The sequence below is a fragment of the Streptomyces luomodiensis genome (genome assembly GCF_031679605.1).
Taxonomy (GTDB): Bacteria; Actinomycetota; Actinomycetes; order Streptomycetales; family Streptomycetaceae; genus Streptomyces; species Streptomyces luomodiensis.
On the sequence record NZ_CP117522.1, the window covers coordinates 8,780,195 to 8,804,983 of the forward strand.

Here is a 24,789-nt window from a genome sequence, read left to right on the forward strand (position 1 = left end):
GCCGCCCGTGCCGGTGCACGCTCAACGGGGGCGGTGGCCGGGCAGGGCCGGCCCGTCGTCGCGGTCCGCCCGGGGTGTTCGGTGACCGTGTGGCGGAGCGGACGCCGGGAGGTCCCGGGCGTGCCGGACGGGGGAGAAGAGCAGGATCAGCCCGGCCAGCGGAATGCCCGCCGCGGTGATCCACATCGCGGTGCGCAGGCCCAGCGCGGTGCCGAGCGCGCCGCCGAGCAGGGCTCCCAGGGGGAGCGTGCCATAGCTGACGAACGATGATGTCGCGGTGAGCCGGCCGAGGAGTTCCGGCGGGCAGTAGCGCTGCTGGAAACCGGCTTTGAGGACATTGCCGGCCACCACGCCGGCGGTGACGCAGAAGCCGCCCGCCAGGAAGAGCGCGAGGCCGGGTCCGTCGGTGGTCATCGGCATGAGCAAGGCGCCCATGGCCAGCCCCAGTTCGAACAGGAGCGTGGCCCGTGCGTCGCCGACCCGGGCGGCGACGCGGCGTGCGCAGAACGCCCCGGCGACGCCCCCGAGGCTGACGGCCGCGACGAGGCCGCCGACCAGCCCGGGGGACAGGCCGACGGTCCGGACCAGGAAGACGACCCGGATCGACTGGTATCCCATCAGCGCCAGGTTGGAGGCGGCCGCGAAGAGCGTCAGGGTGCGCAGCCACCGGTCGTGGGCGATCAGCCGCAGCCCCTGGGCCACCTCGTGCACCAGTGCCCGGGGAGGGCGCTCGGCCGCGGGGACACGCGGTTCGCGGAACCGGATGCCGGTCAGGCACAGCAGGGAGACGGCGAACGTGGCGGCGTTGACGAACATCCCGTTCACCGCGCCCGCCAGCTGAGCGATCAGGCCGCCGGAGCCCTGGCCGGCGATCTGCGCGGCGGACGCGCTGCCGTGCAGTGCGGCGTTGCCCTCGGGCTGGTCGGCGGGGTCCAGGAGGGCGGGGAGATACGCGCTGTAGGCGGTCTGGAAGAACACCGCCGCGGTACCCGTCAGCAGGGCGACGGCCAGCAGCAGCCCGATGCTCAGGCGGCCGCACCAGGCGGCCACCGGGACGCAGGCGAACAGCACCAGGGAGACCGCCGCGGCGGTCAGCATGACCGGCCTGCGGGGCAGCCGGTCCACCCAGGCGCCCGCGGGCAGTCCGATGACCAGCCAGGGGAGCCAGCCGGCGGCGGTCAGCAGGCCGATCTCGAAGGTGTCCGCGGTGAGCGTGGAGACGGCGATCAGCGGCATGGCCACACCGGTGACGGCCGCGCCGTACTTCCCGGCGGTCTCGCCGCACCACAGCAGCCGGAAGTCGCGGTGGCGCCGCAGCAGGCCACCGGAGGTCCTGGTGGGCATCAACGCCCCTTCATGTCGCCCGCGACGCGGCCGTGTTGCATGAGCGTGAACAACGATGCTCCCCCGGTATCAACGCATGCGAATTTTAAGTTAGACGTAGATCGTGTGGCGACCTTAGCTTGCTGAGAAGCTCGTCGGCCGCCGATTCGGAATCCGCGGGCAGACCCATTGACCGAGGGTGATCACCCCTCTAACCTCCATCTGCATATGTAAACGGAGTGCATGTATATGGACTCCACGGCCCGCCTGGCGATCCGTTCGGGCTTCCCGCTCACCGGCCGCAGTGCGAAGCAGTTCAAAGGGGAACTGAGACATGCCTCTAGTCGTCGTAGGAATCAGCGTGGTGATCCTGCTGTTCCTCATGACCAAGCTGAAGCTCAACGGCTTCATCGCCCTGCTCCTCGTGGCCGTCGGCGTCGCGCTGGTACGGGGGGTCGGGATGGACAAGATCCCCGATGTCCTCGCCGAGGGCGTCGGGGGCCAGATCGGCGACACCTTGCTGGTCGTCGGTCTCGGCGCCATGGTCGGCCGGGTGATGGGCGACGCCGGCGCCGCCCAGCGGATAGCCAACACCCTCATCGACACCTTTGGACTGCGCTGGGTGCAGGTGGCGATGGTGGTCACCGCCATGCTCATCGGCGTCACCATGTTCTACGAGGTGGCCTTCGTCATCATCGTGCCGGTGGCGTTCACCATCGTCCGGGTCACCCGGAAGAACCTGCTGTGGGTCGGCCTTCCGATGTCCATCGCCCTGTCGACCATGCACAGCTTCCTGCCGCCCCACCCCGGCCCCACCGCGGTGGCCTCGACCTTCCACGCCTCCGTCGGCCTGACCCTGTTCTACGGACTGTTCATCGCCATTCCGGCAGGTGCGCTGATCGCCCTGGTGTGGCCGCGCCTGCCGTTCGTCCGGGCCATGGACCCCCAGATCCCCAAGGGCCTGGTCACCGAGCGCACCTTCACCGACGAGGAGATGCCGAGCCTGGGCTGGTCGCTGTCGGTGGCCCTGGTCCCGGTGGTGCTGATCGCCGGCGCCGCGGTGACCGACATGGCCGTGTCCGGCTCCAGCCCCTTCCTGCGCTTCATCACCTTCATCGGCTCCGCGCCCGTCGCCCTGATGATCACCCTGCTGCTGGCCGTGTGGGCGTTCGGCCCGCGGATCGGCCGGAGCCTGGGCGAGGTCAGCGCCTCCTGCAACTCCGCGGCCCAGGCGATGGCGATGATCCTGCTGGTCATCGGGGCCGGCGGCGCCTTCAAGGAGGTGCTGGTCGAAGGCGGGATCTCCGATTACATCAAGGACGTCATGGGCGACTGGCCCATCTCGCCGATCATCCTCGCCTGGCTCATCGCCGTCATCCTGCGGGTGGCGCTCGGATCGGCCACGGTCGCCGTGGTCACCGCGGCCGGTGTGGTACAGCCGCTGCTGGAGAACAGCGGAGTCCACCCCGAGCTGATGGTCCTCGCCGTCTCCTGTGGATCGATCGCCTTCAGCCATGTGAACGACCCCGGCTTCTGGATGTTCAAGGAGTACTTCAACCTCTCCGTCATCGACGCCATCAAGGCGCGCACCACCTACACCACCGTGCTCGCGGTCCTCGGTCTCGGCGGCGTCCTGGCCGTCGAGTGGACCCTCGAAGCCCTCAACGTGTGATTCCCTCCGATACAAGGACCCTGCGATGAGCCAGCCGACCGTCACCTCGTTCTCCGTCTATCCGGTCGCCGGCCGGGACAGCATGGAGCTGAACCTCTCCGGCGCCCACGGCCCCTACTTCACCCGCAACGTGGTCGTCCTGCAAGACTCCGAGGGCCGTACCGGACTGGGGGAGGTCCCCGGCGGTGAGAAGATCACCCAGACCCTGCGCGACGCCGAATCCCTCGTCGTCGGCGCGCGGGTGGGCGACTACAAGCGGGTGCTGCGCGAGATCGGGCAGCGGTTCGGCGACCGGGACTTGGGGGGCCGGGGCGCCCAGACCTTCGATCTGCGCACCACCGTGCACGCCGTCACCGCCGTCGAGTCGGCCCTGCTGGACCTGCTGGGACAGCATCTTCAGCTGCCCGTCGCGGCGCTCCTGGGCGACGGTCAGCAGCGCGACTCGGTACGGGTCCTGGGCTATCTGTTCTACGTCGGCGACCCCGACCGGACCGACCTGGAGTACGTGCGCGAACCCGGCGCCGACGCCGAGTGGTACCGCATCCGCCACGAGGAGGCGCTGACCCCCGAGGCGATCGTGCGCCAGGCCGAGGCCACCTACGACCTCTACGGCTTCCGCGACTTCAAGCTCAAGGGCGGGGTCCTGGAGGGACACGAGGAGGTCAAGGCGGTACGGGCGCTCAAGGAGCGCTTCCCCGAGGCCCGTATCACCCTCGACCCCAACGGCGCCTGGTCGCTGCGCGAGGCGATCGAACTGTGCCGGCCGCTGACCGGCACGCTCGCCTACGCCGAGGACCCGTGCGGGGCCGAGGACGGCTACTCGGGCCGGGAGATCCTGGCGGAGTTCCGGCGCGCCACCGGGCTGCCCACGGCCACCAACATGATCGCCACGGACTGGCGGCAGATGACCCACGCGCTGGCCTTGCAGTCCGTGTCCATCCCGCTGGCCGACCCCCACTTCTGGACCCTCCAGGGGTCGGTCCGGGTGGCCCAGCTCTGCCATGAGATGGGCCTGACCTGGGGCTGCCACTCCAACAACCACTTCGACATCTCCCTGGCCATGGTGGCCCACTGCGGAGCCGCCGCACCGGGCGAGTACAACGCCCTGGACACCCACTGGATCTGGCAGGAGGGACTGGAGCGGCTCACCGTCGAACCGCCGCGGATCGTCGGCGGTGAGATCGCCATCCCCGACGCCCCCGGACTGGGCATCACCCTCGACAAGGACCGGCTCCTCGCCGCCCACGCCCTCTACCAGGAGAAGGCGCTGGGGGCGCGGGACGACGCGGTCGGGATGCGCTATCTCGTCCCGGGCTGGACCTTCGACAACAAGCGTCCCTGTCTGGTGCGCTGAGCGTCACCGGACGGCAGGTGCGGAAGGGGAGACCGCCGGGGTGTTCTCGACCGGGGCGGGCGGCGACGGAGTGGGCGCCTGGCCCTTCCCGGCGAGCGAGGGCGGTGCCTTCAGGACCACCATGGGCTCACCGGGCTCGGGCATGACCGGCTTGGTGAAGTCCGGGCCCTGGGTGGGCGTCGCGGTGATCTGGCCGGGCAGGGAGGCGTAGTCCACCATTCCGGTGTTCTCCATCTGTGTGATGTGGTCCAGCACCACGGTGTTGGCCTGCGTGGCGAGCTGCCGCACCAGCGTGTTCTTGCTGGTCGCCCGGATCTTCGCGATGGAGCTGAAGATCTGGCCGTGGGTGATGCGCAGGATCTGCGCCATCCGGCTGTCGAAGTCCTTGCCCGTGGCGGCCGTCAGGGTGTCCAGGAACCCCTGCTGCTGCGGTGTGGGTTTGTTGGGCAGCTGGACGCCGAGTTTGGGCGCGATGTCCCGTACGGCGGCGTCCAGCTGCGCATGCCCCACGATCAGGTGCTCACCCGCCGTCTTCACCGCCGAGGTGGTGCCCTTCCTCAGCGCCAGCTCACCGGAGGGGAACTCCCACAGCCCGGCCAGCCGGACCTTGACCACGAAGTCCTCGTCGGCCCCGGTGAGCGGCCCGTACGGCGTCGAGTCCGTCCTCGCCAGGTTCGCCTTGGTCTCCTGCTGCACACCCGTCAGGGCGGGCGAGATGATCACGCCGAGGGTGACCACCACGGAGCCGATGAGGAGGGACGTACCTGTCACGAAGTACCGGGATCGCATGGAGCCTCCTGGCGGGGACGCCGGTCGTGGTGCGGAACAGTGTCCGCCGGTGCGTGCACCGGCGAATACGGATCGCGGGGGCTGTGCGCTCAAGCGGCGGGCCGGTTCTTTCACCCGCGTTCGACCCGGCCGCGGACGGCCAGGACGGTGAGGCCGAACAGCACCGGCTCACCCAAGTCGATACCGTCCCCGGGCGCCCGCGCCGCCAAGTGGGCGGCGCGGGCGCCCGGTTCGAGATGGGCCAGGCAGGGCGCGCCCCCGGCCGTCCGGACGCCCCGGCAGTGCATCGCTGTACTTGGGTTCACTCCACCGTCACCGTATGCCCATAGGTTCACACCGAGCACACGGAAGGACGTGATCCTTGATGGAGACGCACAGAGCGCGTCGCAAGAGACGCACAAGCCGATCGACGCTGGTCGGCGGGGGAGTGGCGGTGGCGCTCGGCGCGCTGCTGGCCCCGCTGGTCCAGGCCCCCGCGGCAAGCGCGGCGCCACGGGCCGACGAGGTGCGCCACCCCGTCGACTATGTGGACCCGCTGATCGGCTCCGCGGGCGGCGGCAACACCTACCCCGGCGCCAATCTGCCGTTCGGCATGATCGCCTGGTCCCCGACCAGCACAGGAGGCGACCAGACCAACACCGCGGCGGCCAACGGCTACTCCTACGACACCACCCGGGTCCGGGGCTTCAGCCTCACCCATGTCAACGGCGCGGGCTGCCACCCCGGAGCCGCGGGCGACGTGCCGATCATGCCGTTCGTGGGCCAGGTCGACACCTCGCCCACCGCGGACACCAAGGACCAGAAGTACGCCGCGCACTTCTCGCACGACAACGAGAAGGCCGAGCCCGGCCACTACCGGGTGGCGCTCGACTCGGGGGCGGCCGCCGATCTCGCGGTGAGCGAGCGGGCCGGTGTCGCCGACTTCTCCTTCCCCCAGGGCGCCCCCGCCCATCTGCTGTTCCGCACCTCCAACTCCCTCAACGGCAGCGAGAACGCGCACATCGAGATCGACGCCAAGCGGCGCAAGGTCACCGGCTGGGTGCTGACCGGCGCGTTCTGCGGGCGGCGCGCCAATGGCGGTGAGAACAACCGCACCACGTACTACCGCCTGCATTTCAGCGCCTCCTTCGACCGTCCCTTCGCCACCGTCGGCACCTGGGAGAACGACCGGCTCTCGCCCGGCGCCACCACCGCCGACGGCGGCGAGGGCTATCTCACCGGCGCCGACCGGGCCGGGCGCGGCTCCGGCGGATACGTCGGCTTCGACACCACCAGCGACACCGATGTCCACATGCGGCTCGGCATCTCGTATGTGTCCCTGGCGGGCGCCGAGGCCAACCTGCGCGCCGAGATAGCGCCCCGGGCGAGCGTCGCCGAGGTGGCGGCGGCCGGACGGGCCGCCTGGGACCGGCAGCTGCGTGCCGTGCGGATCAGCGGCGGCAGCCGGCCGCGCCGCACCGCGTTCTACACCGCCCTCTACCACGCGCTCCAGCAGCCCAACCTGATCAGCGACACCGACGGCCGCTACCCGGGCATGGACGGCACACCGCACCGCCTGGAGCGCGGGCAGCGGGCGCAGTACAGCAACTTCTCCGGCTGGGACCAGTACCGTGCCCAGGTGCAGCTGCTCGCCCTGCTCCAGCCACGGGTCGCCGGGGACTTCGCCCAGTCGCTGTTCAACTTCGCCCGGCAGAACGGCGGGGTGTGGGACCGCTGGGTACACATCAGCGGCGCCACCCATGTGATGACGGGTGACCCCAGCGCGGCCACGCTCGCCACGTTCTACGCCATGGGGGTGCGCAACTTCGACGCCGAGGGCGCCTTCGACTCCCTCTACCGCCAGGCCACCGTCCCGCACCCGGACGGGCTCTCCGACAAGGGCTGCCCGGGGCAGTGCGAGGGCCAGCGTCCGAACCTCGCCCAGTACCTGGACTCGGGGTACGCGGCGCAGGACGTCTGCCACTGCTGGGGCGGCGCCGCGGAGACCCTGGAGGACGCCGTCGCCGATGACGCGCTCGCCCGCTGGGCCCGGCTGCTCGGCCGCGACGAGGAGGCCGGGGAACTCGGTGCACGGGGCGGCTACTGGCGCAACGTGTTCAATCCGGGGGCCACCGCCACGGCGGGCTACATCCAGGCCAGGAACCAGGACGGCTCCTGGGTGACGCCCTTCGACCCGGCCTCCGACCGGGGTTTCGCCCAGGGCAGCGCGGCCACCTATACCTGGATGGTGCCGCAGGACGTCCCGGGCCTCGCCGAGGCCATGGGCGGACGCGAGGCCGCGGCGGCCCGGCTGGACGGCTTCTTCCACAAGCCCGACGGCTCGTGGTCGGTCCGCGGTGGCGATCCGCTGCGCTACGACCCCACCAACGAGCCGGGCATCCACGCCCCGTGGCTCTACAACGCGCTCGGACAGCCCTGGAAGACCCAGGAGACGGTGCGGCGGATCGTCGACACCGTGTACGGGACCGGGCCGTCGGGGCTGCCCGGCAATGACGACCTGGGCACCATGTCCGCGTGGTACGTGTTCGCGGCGCTCGGCCTCTACCCGCAGGCCCCGGGGCGTGCCGAGGCCCTGCTCACCGGCCCCCTGTTCACCCGCGCGGTGATCGCCCCGGCGGGGCGGCGGGGCGCCCTGACCATCGCCGCGCCGGAGGCGTCCGACACCAGCCCCTATGTGCACGGGGTGCGGGTGAACGGCACACCGCACGACACCTCCTGGCTCGACGGCTCGGTGCTGCGCGACGGCGGCTCGCTCTCCTTCGACCTGGCCGACCGGCCGGACACCGCATGGGCCACCGACCCGGGCCGGCTGCCCCGCTGACGCACCGGGGCCCCGTCGAGAAGGGGCTCTAGGCCGCCGCGTCGGCGAACGCGTCCGCGCGGATATGGGCCATGGGCCGGCCTGTCACCCGGTACCGTCCGTTGGGAACCCGGTCGGACCGGGTGACCCGCACGGTGAGCGGGCCGGCCCACTCATAGCCCTTGATCTCCGCATGGCGCGCCAGACGGTCCGTCAGCACCTGTCCCACCCGGCAGCCGCGCCGGGTGAGCTCCTCGTGGACCGCGTCGGCGAGTTCGACGTCGTAGACGTTGGGTACCACCACCCGGGTCGGCCCGCACACCACGGCGTGGCTGTCGCATTCCTGTTTCAGGGCGCCGAGGAGTTCGACGGGCTCGCTGCGGACCACCTTGGCGCGCAGCGATTCCTCCCAGCGCTCTATTGCCCGTTCCCACCGGTTCAGCGTCTGCATGCCCTCCCGGGTTCCCGGTCCGGGGCGGCTCATGCCCGCATCGGCGCCGCCCACGCGCCGTAGACAGCGTCTACTACCTCTGGTAGACAGTGTCTATGGCTGAGCGTGAGCAGGACACGGGTCTTCGGTCCCGGTTGGTGGACGTCGGAGTGGAACTGGTGGGCACGGAGGGGGTGCAGGCCCTTTCGCTGCGCGAGATCGCCCGTCGGGCCGGGGTGTCCCACGGGGCCCCGCGGCGGTACTTCCCGACCCACCTGACCCTGCTGTCCGCCATCGCGCGACGCGGCTTCGAGGAACTGGCCGGCCAGGCCGGTGCGGCGATCGCCGGTCATCCGGGCGATCCGCGCGGGCAGTTGATGGCCCTGGCCCGCAGCTGGCTGGAGTTCGCGCTGGCCAACCGCGGCATGTTCGAGCTGATGTTCCGCCACGACCTGCTGGAGAGCAACCACCTCGGCCTGCGGGAGACGAGCCTGCCGCTGTTCGCCACCCTCGTCGAACTGGTGGCCGGGGCGGGGCCGGCCTCCGGCGCGGAGCCGCGGCTCGTCGCGGGCGCGCTGTGGGCGAATCTGCACGGCATCGCCCAGCTGTGGGGCTGGGGCAGCCTTCAGCTCGCGGTGGGCGTCGAGGACGCCGAACCGCTGCTGCGGGCCGCGCTCGACGCACACCTGGGACCGCAGACCCGATGAGCTCCGCGCGCGGACGGCGCCTCACCCTCGTCGCCAGTGTCACCGGGGCCGCGATCGTCGCCCTGGACGGCACCGTGCTGACCGTCGCCCAGCCCCGGCTGCAACGGGACCTGAACGCCACGTTCACCCAGGTCCAGTGGACCAGCACCGGGTATCTGATCGCCGTGGCGAGCCTGCTGGTCTTCGCCGGCCGCCTCGGCGACCGCTACGGCCACCGGGGCGTCTTCGCCGTCGGAATGCTGGGCTTCGGCGCCACCTCGGCGGGCATCGGGCTGGCCGGCGGCATCGGCTGGGTGATCGGACTGCGGGTCGCCCAGGGGGTCTTCGGGGCGCTGCTGCAACCCGCCACCCTCGGCATGCTGCGGGCCGCCTATCCGCCCGACCGGCTCGGCAGGCCCATCGCGGTGCGGACCGGCGCCATCGGGCTGGCCGCCGCGGCCGGCCCGCTGGTCGGCGGGGCGCTGACCACCCATCTGGGCTGGCGGGCGGTGTTCTTCCTGAGCGTCGTGCCCGCCCTCGCCATGGGCCTGGCGGCACTCGCCGTCCGCGCCCCGCGGGCACCCCGCGCGGCCGCCCGTACGCGGCTCGACCTGCCCGGGGCCGGACTGCTCACGGTGGCGCTGAGCTGGCTGGTGCACACCCTCGTCACCCTCCCCGGAACCGGCTGGACGGCGACGACCGCCCTCGGCCTGACCGGCACCGCGGTGGCCGGAGCCGCCTTCGTACGGCATGAGCGCCGGACGGCCCATCCGCTGGTGCCGCCGGGTGTGCTGCGGTCGGCCACCGTCGGCTCGGCGCTCGGTGTGCTGGTGTCCGCGTCGGCCGCTCTGTTCGGGGCACTCTTCCTCGGCACGTACTACCTCCAGGATGTGCTCGCGCTGGATCCGCTCGACAGCGGGCTCAGGGCGCTGCCGCTGGCCGTGATGATGGTGCTGGGCGCACCGGTGGTGGCGGTGCTGGCGCGTCGCCACGGGCCCCGCCGGACAGTGGTGGCGGGGATGGTCCTCGTCACGGCCGGGGTGCTGCTGATGTCCCGTCTGGACCGGGGCTCGGGCGCCGGGGCGATCGGCGGGTGCTTCCTCCTGCTGGGCGCGGGTTTCGCCACCGTGATGGTCACCGCCACCACCGTCGTGGTGCACGACGCGGCCGCGGACGCCGCCGGGGTGGCGGGCGGACTCCAGCAGACCGCCATGAACATCGGCCCCACGCTGGGGGTCGCGGCCGCGACCACACTGATGAGCGTGGCCGGGCTGGACGACGCCGCCCCGCCGCCGGGTGACGGGCCGCGCTGGGCGGCCGGCGCCTTCCTCGCGGCCATGGGGCCGGCGCTGACCGTCCTCGCGGCCCTGGCCGCCGCCGGTGCGCTGCTGGCCGCCAGGCTGCCGGGCCGTACGGTGGCGCGGCCCCCCGAGGGTCAGCCGGCCGAGGAGCTCCCGGACGCACCCCCCAAGCCGGAGATCGCGTCGAGCGCCTGACCCCATTCCGGGTACATCGCCACCTTCTTCAGATGCATCCCCATGACCTTCTCGCCGAGCGCGGGGTCCATGTCGTCCGACAGCTGGAACGCCGAGAGCTTCGCGAGATGCGGAAGGATCTCGTCGTCGCCCGCGATATGCGCAGGGTCGTGCAGATACCGGTCCAGCGCCGCCAGGTCGGTGACCCCGGCGCAGTAGGCATGGGTGAAGCCCTCGGCGGGGTCGCCGAGGAACTGGCCGACGGTGGAGAACGAGGTCGACTCCAGCGTGGCCGTACGGCGCATCGCCGCCAGGACCTTGGCCTTGTCCTCCTCGGTCGTCCCGTCCTTGAAACTGAACCGCAACACATTGACCAGCATGGGGCGTTCCCTTCACCGATGAACCGACGGGTTCAAATTAATGTTCTGGTCAGTCAATGGACAAGGGGGTTGGGAAAGTTGAACCGACGAGTTCAGTTCGGGGCGCTGTGAGATACGATGCGCGGATGACGGCAGTGGCAGCCACGTCCGGGCGCAAGGTCCCGCGAGGGCGTATCGACAAGCGGCAGGCGATCCTTGACGCCGCGTTCACCGTCTTCGCCCGCCGGGGCTACGGACAGGCGTGTGTCAAGGACATCGCCGATGAGGCGGGTGTCGCCAAGCCCACGGTGTACAACCACCTCACCGACAAGGCGACGCTGTTCCGCCATGCCATGGAGGCCGCGGCCGACGCCGTGATGGCGGAGAACCTCGCCATCGTCGAGCGGCTGCGCGAGCCCGGTGACGATCTGCGCGCCGCCCTGGAGGACATGGCGTACCGGATGCTCCAGATCTGCTGCGGCGAGCGCTCCCGCGCGCTGCGCCGGCTCACCTACGCCCAGGTGGCCGACTTCCCCGAGCTGATCGAGACCGTCCAGGGGCGGACGGCGGTCCGGCTCGGCGAGGCACTGGCGGACCGGCTGGCCCGGCTGTCGCTGTCCGGGCGGCTGCGGCCCTGCGATCCGGGGCAGGCCGCGGAGCAGCTGCTGGCGCTGCTCACCGGCCCCATGGAGACGCGGTCCCGGCTGGGCACCCGCAAGGTCTCCGCCGCCGACACGCGCGCGGTGGCCCGGTCCGCGGTGGACACCTTTCTGCGGGCGTACGAAGCCGCCGCCACCGAGACTCCCTGACCCGAGGGGCCGGGGACCGGGTGGCGGCGGCTGTTCACCGCTGCCGGCTCAGACCAGGGCGACCAGCAGATCGCCGCCTTCCACCTGCTGGATGGTGCTGATGGCGATGCGCGACACGGTCCCGCTCTTGGGGGCCGCGATGGTGGCCTCCATCTTCATCGCCTCGATCGTCGCCACGGTGGCACCGGCCTCCACCTGATCGCCCTCGGCCACCGCCAGCGTCACCACGCCCGCGAAGGGCGCCGCCACATGGCCGGGGTTGCTCCGGTCGGCCTTCTCGGTGACCGGCACATCGGTGGCCGCCGAGGTGTCCCGCACCTGGATCGGGCGCAACTGCCCGTTCAGCGAGGCCATCACCGTGCGCATACCGCGCTCGTCGGCGTCGCCGATGGCCTCCAGCTCGATCAGCAGCCGGACACCGGGCTCGAGGTCCACCGTGTACTCCTGCTGCGGGCGCAGCCCGTAGAAGAAGTCCTTGCTGTCCAGCACGCTGGTGTCGCCGTGGGCCTGCCGATGCGCCTCGAACTCCTTGGTCGGGCCGGGGAAGAGCAGCCGGTTCAGCGTGGCCCGCGGATCCTTCTCCAACTGCTCCCGGTCCTCCGCGGACAGCTCCCCGTCGGTCGGCTTGGCGTCGGCGCGGCCCGCCAGCGCCTTGCTGCGGAACGGCTCGGGCCAGCCGCCCGGCGGATTGCCCAGCTCGCCGCGGAGGAACCCGATCACCGAGTCCGGGATGTCGTACCGGCCCGGCTCCGCCTCGAAGTCCTCCGGTGACACCCCCGCCCCCACCAGGTGCAGCGCGAGATCGCCGACCACCTTCGAGGACGGGGTGACCTTCACCAGATGGCCCAGGATCCGGTCCGCGGCCGTGTACATCGCCTCGATCTCCTCGAAGCGGTCGCCGAGGCCCAGCGCGATGGCCTGGGTGCGCAGATTGGACAGCTGACCGCCGGGGATCTCATGGTGGTACACCCGCCCGGTCGGCGAGGCCAGGCCCGCCTCGAACGGTGCGTAGACCTTGCGCACCGCCTCCCAGTACGGCTCCAGCCCGCCGATCGCCTCCAGATCCAGCCCGGTCGGCCGGTCGGAGTGGTCGGTGGCGGCCACGATCGCCGACAGCGACGGCTGGGAGGTGGTGCCCGCCATGGAGGCCACCGCACCGTCCACCGCGTCCGCACCGGCCTGGACCGCCGCGAGATAGGTGGCGAGCTGACCGCCCGCGGTGTCATGGGTGTGGATGTGCACCGGCAGGTCGAACTCCCTGCGCAGCGCGGACACCAGCGTGGCCGCGGCCGGTGCGCGCAGCAGCCCCGCCATGTCCTTGATGGCCAGCACATGCGCACCCGCGTCCACGATCTGCTCGGCCAGCCGCAGATAGTAGTCCAGGGTGTAGAGCCGCTCCGCCGGATCGGAGAGATCCGAGGTGTAGCAGAGCGCCACCTCGGCGATCGCGGTGCCGGTCTCCCGCACCGCGTCGATCGCGGGCCGCATCTGCCCGATGTCGTTGAGCGCGTCGAAGATCCGGAAGATGTCGATCCCGGTGGCCGTGGCCTCCCGTACGAACGCGGTGGTCACCTCGGTCGGGTACGGCGTGTAGCCCACGGTGTTGCGGCCGCGCAGCAGCATCTGCAGACAGATGTTCGGCACCGCCTCGCGCAGCTTGGCGAGCCGCTCCCAGGGGTCCTCGGCGAGGAAGCGCAGCGCCACGTCGTAGGTGGCCCCGCCCCAGCACTCCAGCGACAGCAGCTGCGGCACGGTCCGCGCCACCACCGGCGCCACGGCCAGCAGGTCCTTGGTGCGGACCCGGGTGGCCAGCAGCGACTGATGCGCGTCCCGGAAGGTGGTGTCGGTGACACCGATCGTCGGCGACTCGCGCAGCCAGCGCGCGAAACCCTCCGGGCCCAGCTCGGTCAGCCGCTGCTTGGAACCGGCCGGCGGCGCGGTGTCCGGCACCGGGGGCAGCTTGGTGACGGCGTCGATCAGATGGGGCCGTGCGCCGTGGGGCTTGTTCACCGTGACATCGGCGAGATAGGTGAGCAGCTTGGTACCGCGGTCGGCGGAGTGGCGCGCGGTCAGCAGATGCGGCCGCTGCTCGATGAACGACGTGGTGACCTGCCCGGCCCGGAAATCCGGATCGTCCAGCACGGCCTGGAGGAAGGGGATGTTCGTGGACACGCCGCGGATGCGGAACTCCGCCACCGCGCGCCGGGCGCGGCCGACCGCGCTGGCGAAGTCCCGGCCCCGGCAGGTCAGCTTGACCAGCATCGAGTCGAAGTGGGCGCTGATCTCGGCACCGGCGTGGGTGGTGCCGCCGTCCAGCCGGATGCCCGAGCCACCCGGTGAGCGGTACGCGCTGATCATCCCGGTGTCCGGGCGGAAGCCGTTGGCCGGGTCCTCGGTGGTGATCCGGCACTGTAGGGCCGCGCCCCGCAGATACACGGTGTCCTGCGCGAGCCCCAGGTCGGCCAGCGTCTGACCGGCGGCGATGCGCAGCTGCGCCTGCACCAGATCGACGTCGGTGATCTCCTCGGTGACCGTGTGCTCGACCTGGATCCGCGGATTCATCTCGATGAACACATGGCGGCCGTCGCGGTCGAGCAGGAACTCCACGGTGCCCGCGTTGCGATAGCCGATCTGCCGGGCGAACTTCACCGCGTCCGCGCAGATGCGCGCCCGCAGCTCCGGGTCGAGGTTGGGCGCGGGCGCCAGCTCGATCACCTTCTGGTGGCGCCGCTGCACCGAACAGTCACGCTCGAACAGGTGGATCACATCGCCCTGTCCGTCGGCGAGGATCTGCACCTCGATATGGCGGGGTTCCACCACGGCCTTCTCCAGGAAGACCGTGGGATCGCCGAAGGCGGACTCGGCCTCCCGCGACGCCGCCTCGATGGCCTCGCGCAGCGCCTCCCGGCTCTCCACCCGGCGCATCCCGCGCCCGCCACCACCGGCGACGGCCTTGACGAACACCGGGAAGCCGAGCTCGTCCGCGGCCCGCACCAGCTCATCCACATCGGTCGACGGCTCGGAGGAGCCGAGCACCGGCACCCCGGCCGCGCGGGCCGCGGCCACCGCACGCGCCTTGTTCCCGGTGAGCTCCAGGATCTGGGCGCTGGGGCCGACGAAGGTGATCCCCGCCTCCTCGCAGGCGCGCGCGAGCTCGGGGTTCTCGGAGAGGAAGCCGTATCCGGGGTACACCGCGTCGGCGCCCGCCCGCTGCGCCGCGCGGACGATCTCCTCGACGGAGAGATAGGCCCGCACCGGATGGCCCGGCGCACCGATCTCATACGCCTCATCGGCCTTCAGCCGGTGCAGCGAGTTGCGGTCCTCGTGCGGGAACACGGCGACGGTTCTCGCGCCCAGTTCATAGCCGGCGCGGAAGGCGCGAATGGCGATCTCTCCACGATTGGCGACCAGCACCTTGCGGAACATGCCCGATCCCTTCTACCTGCGCGGGTACCAACACACACTTGTCGGCGAACCCTACTGCCGCACACCACGAAGGGTGCCCGGTGTGTGATCGAGTTCTCCCGGACGGTGTGCGGTACGGCGCCCGGTCCACTCATCCATGGTGGCGTGACCACCGTGAGTGGTTCCGCGTGCGCGCCGGGTGAAAGGCCGGGCTCAGGACCGGAAGGGCTCCGGATCGGGTATCCCAGGGCTCCCCGGCGCTCCCGGGGTCAGCCCAGGGCCCGGTCCAGGTTGAACGCGGCGCTGATGAGCGAGAGATGGGTGAACGCCTGCGGGAAGTTGCCGATCTGTTCACCGGTGCGGCCGATCTCCTCCGCGTACAGCCCCAGATGGTTGGCGTAGGTGAGCATCTTCTCGAAGGCCAGCCGCGCCTCGTCCACCCGGCCGGCCCGGGACAGCGCCTCGACGTACCAGAACGAGCAGATCGAGAAGGTGCCCTCCGCGCCGCGCAGCCCGTCCGGGCTGGCCGTGGGGTCGTAGCGGTAGACCAGCGAATCGGACACCAGCTCCTCGCCCAGCGCGTCCAGGGTGGACAGCCACTTGGGGTCGGTGGGGGAGATGAACTTGGCCAGCGGCATCATCAGCACCGAGGCGTCCAGCACGTCCTCGCCCTCGTGCTGCACGAACGCGCGCCGCCGCGGCGACCAGCCGCAGCGCATGATCCGGCGGTAGATGGCGTCGCGCGCCCGTGCCCAGCGCAGTACGTCCGCGGGCAGTCCGCGGTGGCGGGCGATGCGCATCGCCCGCTCGATCGCGACCCAGCACATCAGCGCCGAGTACAGGAAGCGCTGCGGGCCGGCGCGGGTCTCCCAGACGCTCATATCGGGCTGGTCCCAGTTGTCGCAGACCCAGCCGACCAGTTCGCAGACGGTGTCCCAGTGGTCGCTGGCCAGCGGCTGTCCCCATTTGTCGTAGAGGTAGAGGGAGTCCACCAGCGCCCCGTAGATGTCCAGTTGGAGCTGGTGGACCGCGGCGTTGCCGACCCGGACCGGGGAGGAGTCCAGGTGGCCCGCCAGGTGGGTGAGGGTCTGCTCGGGGAGTTCGCTGCGGCCGTCGATGCCGTACATGATCTGCAGGGGGCCGCTGGGGCCGTCGCCCAGGCGGATGTCCTCCGACAGGAAGTGCACGAACGCCTCGGCCTCCTGGGTGAAGCCCAGCCTCAGCAGTGCGTAGATGCAGAACGCGGCATCGCGGATCCACACGTACCGGTAGTCCCAGTTGCGCTCGCCGCCGATCTGCTCGGGCAGGCTGGTCGTCGGGGCCGCCACGATGGCGCCGGTCGGCGCGTAGGTGAGCAGCTTGAGGGTGAGCGCCGAGCGGTGCACCATCTCCCGCCACCGCCCGCGGTAGCGGGACTGCGCGAGCCAGCGCCGCCAGTAGCGCACGGTGGCGTCGAACAGCTGCCCCGCCTCCGTCAGCGGACAGCTGCGCGGCCGCACCGCACCGCCGATCCGGTCGAGCGCGAAAACCGCGGTCTCGCCCTCGACCAGCTTGAACGAGGACACCACATCGGGCCCGTCGGCCTCCACGGTGACAGTGGACGTCAGCGCCAGCGACAGCTCCGGGGACTCGAAGACCGTGAGCCCCTCCCCGGTGCGCACCGTGTGCGACTGCCGGGCGTAGTCGAACCGGGGCGCCACCCGCGCGGTGAACGGCAGCGATCCGCGTACGCACAGCACCCGGCGGATCAGCCGGTGCCGGTCCGCCTCGCGGGAGTCGTCCACGATCGGCATGAAGTCCTGGACCTCGGCGACCCCGTCGTCCGCGAAGAACCGGGTGATGAGGATGTTGGTGTCGGGGAAGTAGAACTGCTTGGTCCGGGCGGGCACATCCGGTGCGAGCCGGAACGAACCGCCGCGGTCGGCGTCCAGGATCGATGCGAACACACTGGGCGCGTCGAAGCGGACCGGGCAGTACCAGTCGATGGTGCCGCATGTGTCGACGAGCGCGGCCGTGCGCAGATCGCCGATCAGCCCGTGCTCGGCGATCGGCACATAGCAGTACGCGTCCGCCGTGTGCGGGCGGGTGCTTCCGGGGACGGTCATGGAGACCTCCCGCGCCGAGGGGAGGGACAGGCTTCAGTCGTGGGCGGCACGCTCTCGGTTCAGCATACGACCGACGGGCCGGTCCGGCGCGGCCGTCAGCCGCGCGGCCTCGCCGGGCCCCGGCCCACGCCTCCTCCGCGTGACCTGGTCGTCACCGACCGTGTGCGGTCACAGGCCGTGGTGCGTGGGCCGGATGCCCGGCGGGGTTTCCGGTGGGGCTTCCGGCGGGGGCATTGGCGGCGCCCCCGGGGGCTCGGCGCTCCGTGGTGCGGGTGGTGAGCGCCGTGGCCGCGCGGTGTGCGGCGCCGCCAGCCAGGACGCGACCGCCGCCGCGATGGGCTGACCGGTCTCCAGCTCGACGAAGCCGAATTGGCCGCCCTGGTTGCACTCCAGGAACCACCAGCCGCCATCGGCGTCCTCGGCGAAGTCGAACGCCCCGTAGGCGAGACCGGTGAAGGTCATGTACGCGTGGACGGACTTCGCGATTCTGGCGGGCACCGCCACGGGCTCCCAGGGGTGACCATGACAACCGAAGCGCCCGTCCACCTGGCCGGAGGCGGCGGTCTTGCGCGCGGCGAATAACTCGGCGCCGACGCAGAACAGCCGGATGTCGGCCCGTTTGGGAATGTAGCGCTGAAGAAGGGTGGCCGCGGCCGCGACATCGGAGAAATCCGCGTCCGGTCCGATGCGGGTCGTGGGCAGCGCGACCGGGGGATCGACGGACGGCGGACCGGAGGCGGATTTCACCACGATGTCCGCGCACCGGACGGCGAAATCCCGCGCCGCGCGCGGATAGGTGGTGACGAGGGTCGAGGGCACGGCGAAACCGCTGTGCTGGGCGACGCGTAACTGGAAGGGTTTGTGGCGGGCCGGTTCGGCGGCGCCCGGGTGGTTCATCCAGCGCGCCGTCGTGGCGTAGAGCATCCCGTAGAGGGCCTGTCCGCACTCGGCCGTCAGCCACTCCGACGGATTCGCCGCGTGGGCCGCGGGCCGGCCCGGTCTTCGTACCCAGATGGACCGCAAACCGTGGATGCCGACAAGGCGTCCCTCGGTCGACAGATATCCCGTGAAGTCACCACGGTCGAATTCGGCCGACAGGGCGGCCCGGTCCGGAAGGTCGGCCGGATCGAAACGCACCAGAGGGACGCCTTGTTCGCGCAGCTCCGCCACCACCAAGTCGGCGGTGACATCCTGGCGACAGGTCAGGATGAGTACCGTCATCGACGTCTGCGCAGGTCAGTCGTCGAAGTGCGTCTTGGACCCAGCTGTGGACGTGGTGGTGCCGGTCGCCAGCAGCACCGCCCGGTCGGCGATGGCCGGGCGGCCGTCGGAGAGGACATTCATCTGCAGGGCGGCGTTATAGGCGTAGGGAACACTGACCGACGAGCGCTCGGCGGGGATTGCGTGCTTCAGTACGAAGGGCTGCATGAGTGACCTCTTGGTGCTCCATGTATTCGTCTATCCACCACGCAACAGTACGTACGAAAAGTCTACGGCACTCACTAGCGGCGATTTTGTCCTCTGTGTTGCGATATGAAGTGTGTCACACAATCCTGTGGAACATCTATGGAGTGGTCGAAGACCAACATATGCCCGGGGTAATGCGTCATCGAATAGTCGGCCGCCGCCGAGGGCAGCACCAGCTGCGGAGTGACTCCACAGGCCCAGAACACCGGGGTGTCGCCCGGCTCGATGACCGGCGGCGGCCCGAAATCCGGCCGGCCGAGGTCGGTGATGCCGAGCTCCGCCGGATCCCCGATGTGCACCGGCGCGCCGTGCCCGGTCGGATAGCGCGAGGTGACCTCGACCGCCCGCGCGACCAGCGGACCGGGCACCGCCCGCATGCTGACGACCAGGGGACCGGAGAGCCGGCCGGCCGGCTGGGTCGGCACATCGGTCACATAGACCGCGGGGGCCGCGGACGAGGCGGCGTACCGCACGGGGACCCCGGCCCGGCGCAGCGGCCCCTCGAAGGTGTGGCTGCACCCCAGCAGGAAGCCGACCGCGTCCTCGCGCCAGTACGCGGTGATGTCATGGGGCTCGTCGACCAGTTGGCCGCGCCGCCACACGCGGTAGCGGGGCAGATCGGTGCGCAGATCCGCCACGGTGTCCCCGAGGCGCACCACCGGATCGCCCGGTTCGGTGACCGCGAGGACCGGGCAGGGCGCCGGATTGCGGACACAGTAGAGCAGGAAGTCGAAGGCCAGGTCGTGGGGAACCACCACCAGATTGGCCTGCTGGTAGCCGTCCAGGATGCCTGCTGTGGGGCCGGTCCACTCGCCGCGCGCCGCGAGGTCGCGCAGCGCGGCGGCGGTGGACGGCACGGGGGTGCGCGAGGTCATGCCAGCGCCTCCCGGCTGGATTCCTTGACCGTGCGCAGGGTGAGCAGGGCGATCACCACGGCGCCCATCAGCAGGTAGCCGGGCGCCAGCAGGTTGCCGGTACCGTCGATCAGCCAGGTGGCCAGATAGGGGCTCAGCCCGCCGCCGAGGATGGTGCCGATGTTGAAGCTGAACGACAGCCCGGTGTAGCGCACTTCGGTGGGGAAGAGCTCGGCGTAGGTCGGGTACGTCACCGACTGGACGATCGGCATCGGCACCGCCAGGACGACCATGGCGAGGATGGCCAGCGGGAAGTTGCCGAGCCCCATCACCAGCATGGCGGGGATGACCAGGACGCCGTACCCGGCGAAGCCGAGGGTGATGACCTTCTTGCGGCCCAGGCGGTCGGAGAGTGCCCCGAACAGGGGCATCAGACAGGCCACGAACAGCCCGATCCCGCCCATGATCCAGAAGGTGGAGGACTTGGGATAGCCCAGGTTGGAGGTGAGATAGATGTTCATGAAGATCAGGCCCACCCAGTAGCCGCAGTTGGACCCGGTGGCCAGCAGCGTGACCTTGAGCACCGGACCGCGATGGCGGGTCAGCACCTCGCGCAGCGGCGCCTTGGCCGTGGCGCGGTCCCGCTTCTTCTCCAGGAACGCCTCGGAGTCCGCCAGATGGCGGCGGGCCGCCAGCGCCACCAGGATCAGCGGGAACGACAGCAGGAACGGGATCCGCCAGCCGTACGCCTCCAGCTGACGCTCGCTCAGCACGGTCGAGACCACCCCCGCCACCAGCGCGGCCGCGCCACCGCCGAGGGCCACCCCGACCGGGGTGAACGCGCCGAAGAAGCCCCGCCTGCCGGGCGGCGCCGCCTCGGCGAGATAGGTGGCCGAACCGGTCACCTCCCCGCCCGCGAAGAACCCCTGGGCGAGGCGCACCAGCAGCAGTGCGAAGGGAGCGGCCACCCCGACGGTGTCGGCCGTCGGCAGCAGCCCGACGGCCATGGTGGCGGTGCCCATGCCCACCACGGTGAGGATCAGCACCGGCTTGCGGCCGACGCGGTCCCCGAGGCGGCCGAGGAGCACACCGCCCAGCGGCCGCATCAGGAAGGCGCTGCCGAAGACCGCCAGCGTGGCCAGCAGGGCGGCGGTGGGGTCGTCGCCGGGAAAGAAGTGCGGTCCGAGGACGACGGCCAGATAGCCGTAGACACCGAACTCGTAGTATTCGATGGCGGTTCCCGCCGCGGCGGCCAGCGCCGCCCTGCGGGGGCGCGGGTCGTGCGCGGGCCGGTCCGGGTCCGCCGCGGCGGGCCCTGGGGTGTTCACTGACGTTGGTACGCTCGCCATGGAGCCCTCCGGGTCTGACCTGTCCTGTGGCTGGGATGTGATGGCAGACGGGTGATGCGCGTCCGCGTTGGCGCGCGGACGGATGGGTTCATCGCGCCGGGGGCCCGTGCGACGGTCATCCGCGGGACCAGTCCTCCTGCTGATGACCGTCGTCTGCCGGGCCGGCGCGGTGTTCGGCTCAGACCGCGAAGAGCTGCCCGAGGTCGGCGAACGCCTTGAACTCCAGGGCGTTTCCGGCGGGGTCGAGGAAGAACATCGTCCACTGCTCGCCCGGCTCGCCCTGGAAGCGGACGTACGGCTCGATGACGAAGTCGGTGCCCCGCGCCGTGAGCCGCTCCGCGAGCTCCTGGAACTCCGGCACCGGGAGCACCAGGCCGAAGTGCGGTACGGGCACCTGGTGACCGTCGACCGGGTTGGTCCCGGCGATACCGTCGCGCGGCGTCTTCGACGGGCCGTCGCCCACCTGGTGGGTGACCACCTGGTGGCCGCGGAAGTTCCAGTCGATCCACTTGGTGTCCGAGCGGCCCTCGGAGAAGCCGAGCACCTTGCCGTAGAACTCACGGGCGGCGTCGATGTCGTCGACGGGGATGGCCAGGTGGAACGGGACGAGGTCGGGGGACTGTGCGGTCATGGCGTATTTCCTTAACTGATAGCGGAGTTGACCTATGCGATGGGACAGATGGATGGGACAGATGGTTCAGGGGGACCGGCGCGGTGTGGCGGACGGCGCGGGCACCAGCCGCAGCTCGTCCCCGGGGACGGCCTGGCCGAGGAGATCGCAGTCGGCGTCCGTGAGCACACCGATGACGGGATAGCCGCCGGTGACCGGGTGGTCGGACAGGAAGACGATCGGCTCTCCGGAGGGCGGCACCTGGATGGCGCCGCGTACGGTCCCCTCGCTGGCCAGATCGACCGAGCCGATCGACAGCGGCGGACCGGTCAGCCGCGCGCCCACCCGGTCGCACTGCGCGGAGACCCGCCAGGCGGTCGCGGTCAGCCGGTGCCGGTCGGCGGCGCTGAACAGATCGTGCCGCGGCCCCCACCGGAACCGGGCGGTCATCGAACCGCCGCCGGGCACCGGGCTGAACGCCAGCTCCAGCGGGACCGCGGGGACCGGACGCGCGGGGCCGATGCCGAGCACCGTCCCGGCGCGGACCGGTTCCGGGCCGAGCCCGGTGAGCGAGTCACGCGAGGCCGAGCCGAGCACCCGCTCCGCCTCGACGCCGCCGGAGACGGCCAGATAGGTCCGGCAGCCGGCCCAGGGGCGGCCGATCGCCAGCCGGGCCCCGGCGGGCAGATGGACCAGGGCCGGTTCGCTCACCGGCACCCCGTCCACCGTGACCGGGGCCGGTGCGCCGGTGACCGCCACATAGCGGGACCGGGACAGCGTGACGACCAGTCCGCCGAGCGTCGTCTCCAGGGCCGGGGTGTTCTCCGGGTTCCCGACCAGCCGGTTGGCGAGGGTGAAGCCGCGCCGGTCGGCGGGACCCGCCGCGGGCACGCCCAGATGCGCCAGCCCCGGCCGGCCCAGATCCTGGACGCTGGTGCCCATTCCCGCGTCGGCCACGGTCAGCCGGGCGTCCGCACCGGCGTGACGCGCCGAGGCCCTGGGGCTCTCGACCGCGGCGGCCGTCATGAGCCGACCGCCCGGAAGACGACGCGGTCGCCGACCGAGAGCCGGTTGGGCGGTTCGGCGGTCACGTCCCACAACCGGGTCGTGGTGGTGCCGATCTGGTGCCAGCCGCCGGGAGTGCCCCCGGGGTAGACCACCGACTGGTTCCCGGCGATGGCCACCACCCCCGCGGGCACCCGGGCCCGGGGGCTGGTCAGCCGGGGCAGCCGCAGCGGCTCGGGCAGACCGTCCAGATAGGCGAAGCCGGGCGCGAACCCGAAGAAGGCCACCGTGTGTTCGGCCTCGGTGTGGAGCCGGGCGACCTCCTCGGGCGAGACCCCGGCGCGCTCGGCCACCGCCGCCAGATCCGGTCCGTCGTAGCGGACGGGAATCACCACCGTGCGCGGCGCGGCGGCGGACCCGGCCCGGCCGGGCCCTCCCGCGCCCTCGTCCAGCAGTGCGCGCAGCCGCGCCGCCAGCCGGTCCATCCCGGCCCCGTCCTCGGCCACCACCAGGACGGTCCTGGCGGCGGGGACGACCTCCCGCAGCTCCCGCGCCCAGCGCCGCTCCCGGATCGCGGTGGCCAGCTGGGCGGGGCGCAGCGCGCGGCAGTCGATCAGCCAGCCCCGGTCGCCGGCCCGGCGCAGCACCGCCCGATCCGCTGCGGCCGCGGCCGCCGGGGCTGCCGGGGACGCCGGGGCCGTCGTGGCTGCCGTTGACGCGGCCGCCGTCGATATGTCGGTCATGGGCGCACCGTGGCCTCGGCCAGGTCCCGGCTCCCGGCGGACGGCGCGCACGGCACACCGACCTCGATACCGGCGGAGGCCAGCCCCGCGCGCACCGCCGCGGCGATGGCCACCGCCCCGGGGGTGTCGCTGTGCACGCACACCGCCGCCACCGCCCCGCCGTCCGGGGCGATCCGCACCGTACGGCCGGTCACCGAGGTCACCGTCCCCGACTCGGCCATGCGCACCGCGCGCCGGGCCGCCTCCTCGGGGTCGGTGATCAGCGCACCCGGCTGCGAGCGGGCCACCAGCAGCCCCTCGTCCGTGTAGCCGCGGTCCGCGAATCCCTCGGCCAGCGGGCACAGCCCCGCCTGGACGGCTCGCGACCAGACCTCCGTACGGGGCTGGCACAGCAGCGGCAGGCTCCGGTCGTACCGGGCCACCGCCTCGACCAGGGCGGCCGCGTGGCCACCGTGGTGCGCCGCGGTGTTGTAGAGCGCGCCATGGGCCTTCACATAGCTGACCCGGCTCCCGGCCAGCCGGGCGAACACCTCCAACGCGCCCATCTGGTACAGCAGTTCATTGACCAAGGTGGCCGGTGGTACGTCGATGAAGCGCCGGCCGAAGCCCGCCAGATCCCGGTAGGAGACCTGGGCGCCGATCGCCACACCGCGCGCCGCGCTCGCCTCACAGGTGCGCCGCAGGATGTCGGGGTCGCCCGCGTGGAAGCCGCAGGCCACGTTGGCGGCCGTGACCTGGTCGAGCAGGGGGCCCTCATCGGCCGGGCCCCACGCCCCGAACCCCTCGCCCACATCGCTGTTGATGGCCACGCTCATCGCGCCGACTCCGCCCAGTACGCCCGGATGGTGTCGGTGCTGTTCTCCCACGCGGCGTGCAGCCCCCGCTGACCGCCGTCGATATGCGCCATGATCTGCCGGGCCAGCTCCTCGGCGTCGCCGTCGGCCAGCGCGCCGACCATCGCCGAGTGCTCGCACTGCACCCGCTCGTACGCCGAGGTGCCGTGCACATAGAACCGTGAGTACGGCTCCAGCCGGTGGTACATCTGCGCGATGATCTCGTACCGCATGGGCAGCCGGGCGAGCCGGTACATGTCGAGATGGAAGGCGAGATTCGTCCGGGACCAGGAATCCGCGCCGACGTCCTGGACGCGGTCCATATGCGCGACCATCTTCTCGAATCTGCTGATGTCGCGTCGGGAAACCCGCTCGGTGACATGCTCGGCGAAACTCGGCTCGATCAGCCGCCGGAGATTGTAGATTTCATCGATCTCATCCAGGTCCAGCTGGGTCACAAAGGTGCCCTGACCGGGCTTGGTGACCAGCAGTCCCTCACTGCTGAGGGTCCGGATGGCCTCACGGAGCGGAATGCGGCTCACACCGAAACGGTCCGCGAGTTCTTCCTGGATAAGACGGTGGCCCGGCGGATAAACGCCGCTGACAATCAGCCTGCGCAGCTCATCGGTGAGCGTGCCGGCGCCCCCGGCACCGCCGTGCGGACCTCGATCATCTCGACTCATATACCGTGTATACAGTGCATCCACGGGAGGGGACAAGG

At 71.4% G+C, this 24,789-nt stretch carries 22 protein-coding genes; 6 read left to right on the forward strand and 16 right to left on the reverse strand.

All coding sequences use genetic code 11. The features are described 5' to 3' along the window. Positions 1 to 21: 21 nt before the first annotated feature. On the reverse strand, positions 22 to 1,344 hold the full coding sequence (locus tag PS467_RS36880) for an MFS transporter (protein WP_311038889.1): 1,323 nt from the start codon (positions 1,342 to 1,344) through the stop codon (positions 22 to 24). 313 nt (positions 1,345 to 1,657) lie between these two features. Between PS467_RS36880 and PS467_RS36885 the strand changes: the two genes are divergently transcribed. Both PS467_RS36885 and PS467_RS36890 read left to right on the forward strand, forming a co-directional pair. After that, on the forward strand, positions 1,658 to 2,995 hold the full coding sequence (locus PS467_RS36885) for a gluconate:H+ symporter (RefSeq protein WP_311038890.1): 1,338 nt from the start codon (positions 1,658 to 1,660) through the stop codon (positions 2,993 to 2,995). A 25-nt stretch (positions 2,996 to 3,020) separates the two neighbouring features. Next, positions 3,021 to 4,349, forward strand: a complete 1,329-nt coding sequence (locus PS467_RS36890) for an enolase C-terminal domain-like protein (RefSeq protein WP_311038891.1) — start codon at positions 3,021 to 3,023, stop codon at positions 4,347 to 4,349. A 3-nt stretch (positions 4,350 to 4,352) separates the two neighbouring features. Here the strand turns inward: PS467_RS36890 and PS467_RS36895 are convergent, their stop codons facing one another. Next, on the reverse strand, positions 4,353 to 5,138 hold the full coding sequence (locus PS467_RS36895) for a DUF4142 domain-containing protein (RefSeq protein WP_311038892.1): 786 nt from the start codon (positions 5,136 to 5,138) through the stop codon (positions 4,353 to 4,355). 110 nt (positions 5,139 to 5,248) lie between these two features. After that, positions 5,249 to 5,443 carry a hypothetical protein gene (locus PS467_RS36900; RefSeq protein ID WP_311038893.1) on the reverse strand — a complete coding sequence of 65 codons (195 nt, stop codon included), beginning with the start codon at positions 5,441 to 5,443 and terminating at the stop codon, positions 5,249 to 5,251. 59 nt (positions 5,444 to 5,502) lie between these two features. Here PS467_RS36900 and PS467_RS36905 point away from each other — a divergent pair, with 59 nt between their 5' ends. After that, positions 5,503 to 7,959 carry a GH92 family glycosyl hydrolase gene (locus tag PS467_RS36905; RefSeq protein WP_311038894.1) on the forward strand — a complete coding sequence of 819 codons (2,457 nt, stop codon included), beginning with the start codon at positions 5,503 to 5,505 and terminating at the stop codon, positions 7,957 to 7,959. 28 nt (positions 7,960 to 7,987) lie between these two features. On the opposite strand, the gene PS467_RS36910 is transcribed toward PS467_RS36905, so the two are convergent. Beyond that, complete coding sequence (locus tag PS467_RS36910; RefSeq protein ID WP_311038895.1) at positions 7,988 to 8,389, reverse strand: DUF3662 domain-containing protein; 402 nt, start codon at positions 8,387 to 8,389, stop codon at positions 7,988 to 7,990. 95 nt (positions 8,390 to 8,484) lie between these two features. Here PS467_RS36910 and PS467_RS36915 point away from each other — a divergent pair, with 95 nt between their 5' ends. Both PS467_RS36915 and PS467_RS36920 read left to right on the forward strand, forming a co-directional pair. After that, complete coding sequence (locus tag PS467_RS36915; protein WP_311038896.1) at positions 8,485 to 9,075, forward strand: TetR/AcrR family transcriptional regulator; 591 nt, start codon at positions 8,485 to 8,487, stop codon at positions 9,073 to 9,075. Further along, a complete protein-coding gene (locus PS467_RS36920) occupies positions 9,072 to 10,550 on the forward strand; it encodes an MFS transporter (protein ID WP_311038897.1) in 1,479 nt (492 codons plus the stop codon). The genes PS467_RS36915 and PS467_RS36920 overlap by 4 nt, the downstream gene beginning before the upstream one ends. Here PS467_RS36920 and PS467_RS36925 read toward each other — a convergent pair. After that, positions 10,490 to 10,909 (reverse strand): Dabb family protein, encoded by a 420-nt coding sequence (locus PS467_RS36925; RefSeq protein ID WP_311038898.1) that lies wholly within the window; start codon positions 10,907 to 10,909, stop codon positions 10,490 to 10,492. The two genes, PS467_RS36920 and PS467_RS36925, sit on opposite strands and share 61 nt — an antisense overlap. A gap of 125 nt (positions 10,910 to 11,034) precedes the next feature. On the opposite strand from PS467_RS36925, the gene PS467_RS36930 reads away from it, so the two are divergent. Then, entirely contained in the window at positions 11,035 to 11,697 is a 663-nt protein-coding gene (locus PS467_RS36930) for a TetR/AcrR family transcriptional regulator (protein ID WP_311038899.1), read from the forward strand. A gap of 48 nt (positions 11,698 to 11,745) precedes the next feature. Here PS467_RS36930 and PS467_RS36935 read toward each other — a convergent pair whose 3' ends face one another. The 11 genes from PS467_RS36935 to PS467_RS36985 all read right to left on the reverse strand — a co-directional run bounded on the left by PS467_RS36935 (position 11,746) and on the right by PS467_RS36985 (position 24,751). Further along, positions 11,746 to 15,123: a pyruvate carboxylase gene (locus tag PS467_RS36935; RefSeq protein ID WP_311038900.1), complete on the reverse strand. Its 3,378-nt coding sequence runs from the start codon at positions 15,121 to 15,123 to the stop codon at positions 11,746 to 11,748. Positions 15,124 to 15,371: 248 nt separating this feature from the next. Beyond that, the gene (locus tag PS467_RS36940) at positions 15,372 to 17,207 is read right to left on the reverse strand and encodes a glycoside hydrolase family 15 protein (protein WP_311038901.1); all 1,836 of its coding nucleotides are present in this window, start codon (positions 17,205 to 17,207) and stop codon (positions 15,372 to 15,374) included. A 168-nt stretch (positions 17,208 to 17,375) separates the two neighbouring features. Further along, positions 17,376 to 18,428, reverse strand: a complete 1,053-nt coding sequence (gene tgmB / locus PS467_RS36945) for an ATP-grasp ribosomal peptide maturase (RefSeq protein WP_311038902.1) — start codon at positions 18,426 to 18,428, stop codon at positions 17,376 to 17,378. Positions 18,429 to 18,443: 15 nt separating this feature from the next. Further along, positions 18,444 to 18,635 carry a putative ATP-grasp-modified RiPP gene (gene tgmA / locus PS467_RS36950; RefSeq protein ID WP_268976022.1) on the reverse strand — a complete coding sequence of 64 codons (192 nt, stop codon included), beginning with the start codon at positions 18,633 to 18,635 and terminating at the stop codon, positions 18,444 to 18,446. A gap of 74 nt (positions 18,636 to 18,709) precedes the next feature. Continuing rightward, a complete protein-coding gene (locus tag PS467_RS36955; protein ID WP_311038903.1) occupies positions 18,710 to 19,549 on the reverse strand; it encodes a putative hydro-lyase in 840 nt (279 codons plus the stop codon). Further along, positions 19,546 to 20,877: an MFS transporter gene (locus PS467_RS36960; RefSeq protein ID WP_311038904.1), complete on the reverse strand. Its 1,332-nt coding sequence runs from the start codon at positions 20,875 to 20,877 to the stop codon at positions 19,546 to 19,548. The genes PS467_RS36955 and PS467_RS36960 overlap by 4 nt, the downstream gene beginning before the upstream one ends. 178 nt (positions 20,878 to 21,055) lie before the next feature. Then, positions 21,056 to 21,508 (reverse strand): VOC family protein, encoded by a 453-nt coding sequence (locus tag PS467_RS36965; RefSeq protein WP_268976025.1) that lies wholly within the window; start codon positions 21,506 to 21,508, stop codon positions 21,056 to 21,058. A 66-nt stretch (positions 21,509 to 21,574) separates the two neighbouring features. After that, entirely contained in the window at positions 21,575 to 22,513 is a 939-nt protein-coding gene (locus tag PS467_RS36970; protein ID WP_311038905.1) for a 5-oxoprolinase subunit C family protein, read from the reverse strand. After that, positions 22,510 to 23,235 carry a 5-oxoprolinase subunit B family protein gene (locus tag PS467_RS36975; protein ID WP_311038906.1) on the reverse strand — a complete coding sequence of 242 codons (726 nt, stop codon included), beginning with the start codon at positions 23,233 to 23,235 and terminating at the stop codon, positions 22,510 to 22,512. Before PS467_RS36975 ends, PS467_RS36970 begins: the two co-directional genes overlap by 4 nt. Beyond that, on the reverse strand, positions 23,232 to 24,050 hold the full coding sequence (locus PS467_RS36980; RefSeq protein ID WP_268976028.1) for a LamB/YcsF family protein: 819 nt from the start codon (positions 24,048 to 24,050) through the stop codon (positions 23,232 to 23,234). Before PS467_RS36980 ends, PS467_RS36975 begins: the two co-directional genes overlap by 4 nt. Next, positions 24,047 to 24,751 carry a GntR family transcriptional regulator gene (locus PS467_RS36985; protein ID WP_268976029.1) on the reverse strand — a complete coding sequence of 235 codons (705 nt, stop codon included), beginning with the start codon at positions 24,749 to 24,751 and terminating at the stop codon, positions 24,047 to 24,049. The genes PS467_RS36980 and PS467_RS36985 overlap by 4 nt, the downstream gene beginning before the upstream one ends. Between the last annotated feature and the right edge of the window lie 38 nt (positions 24,752 to 24,789).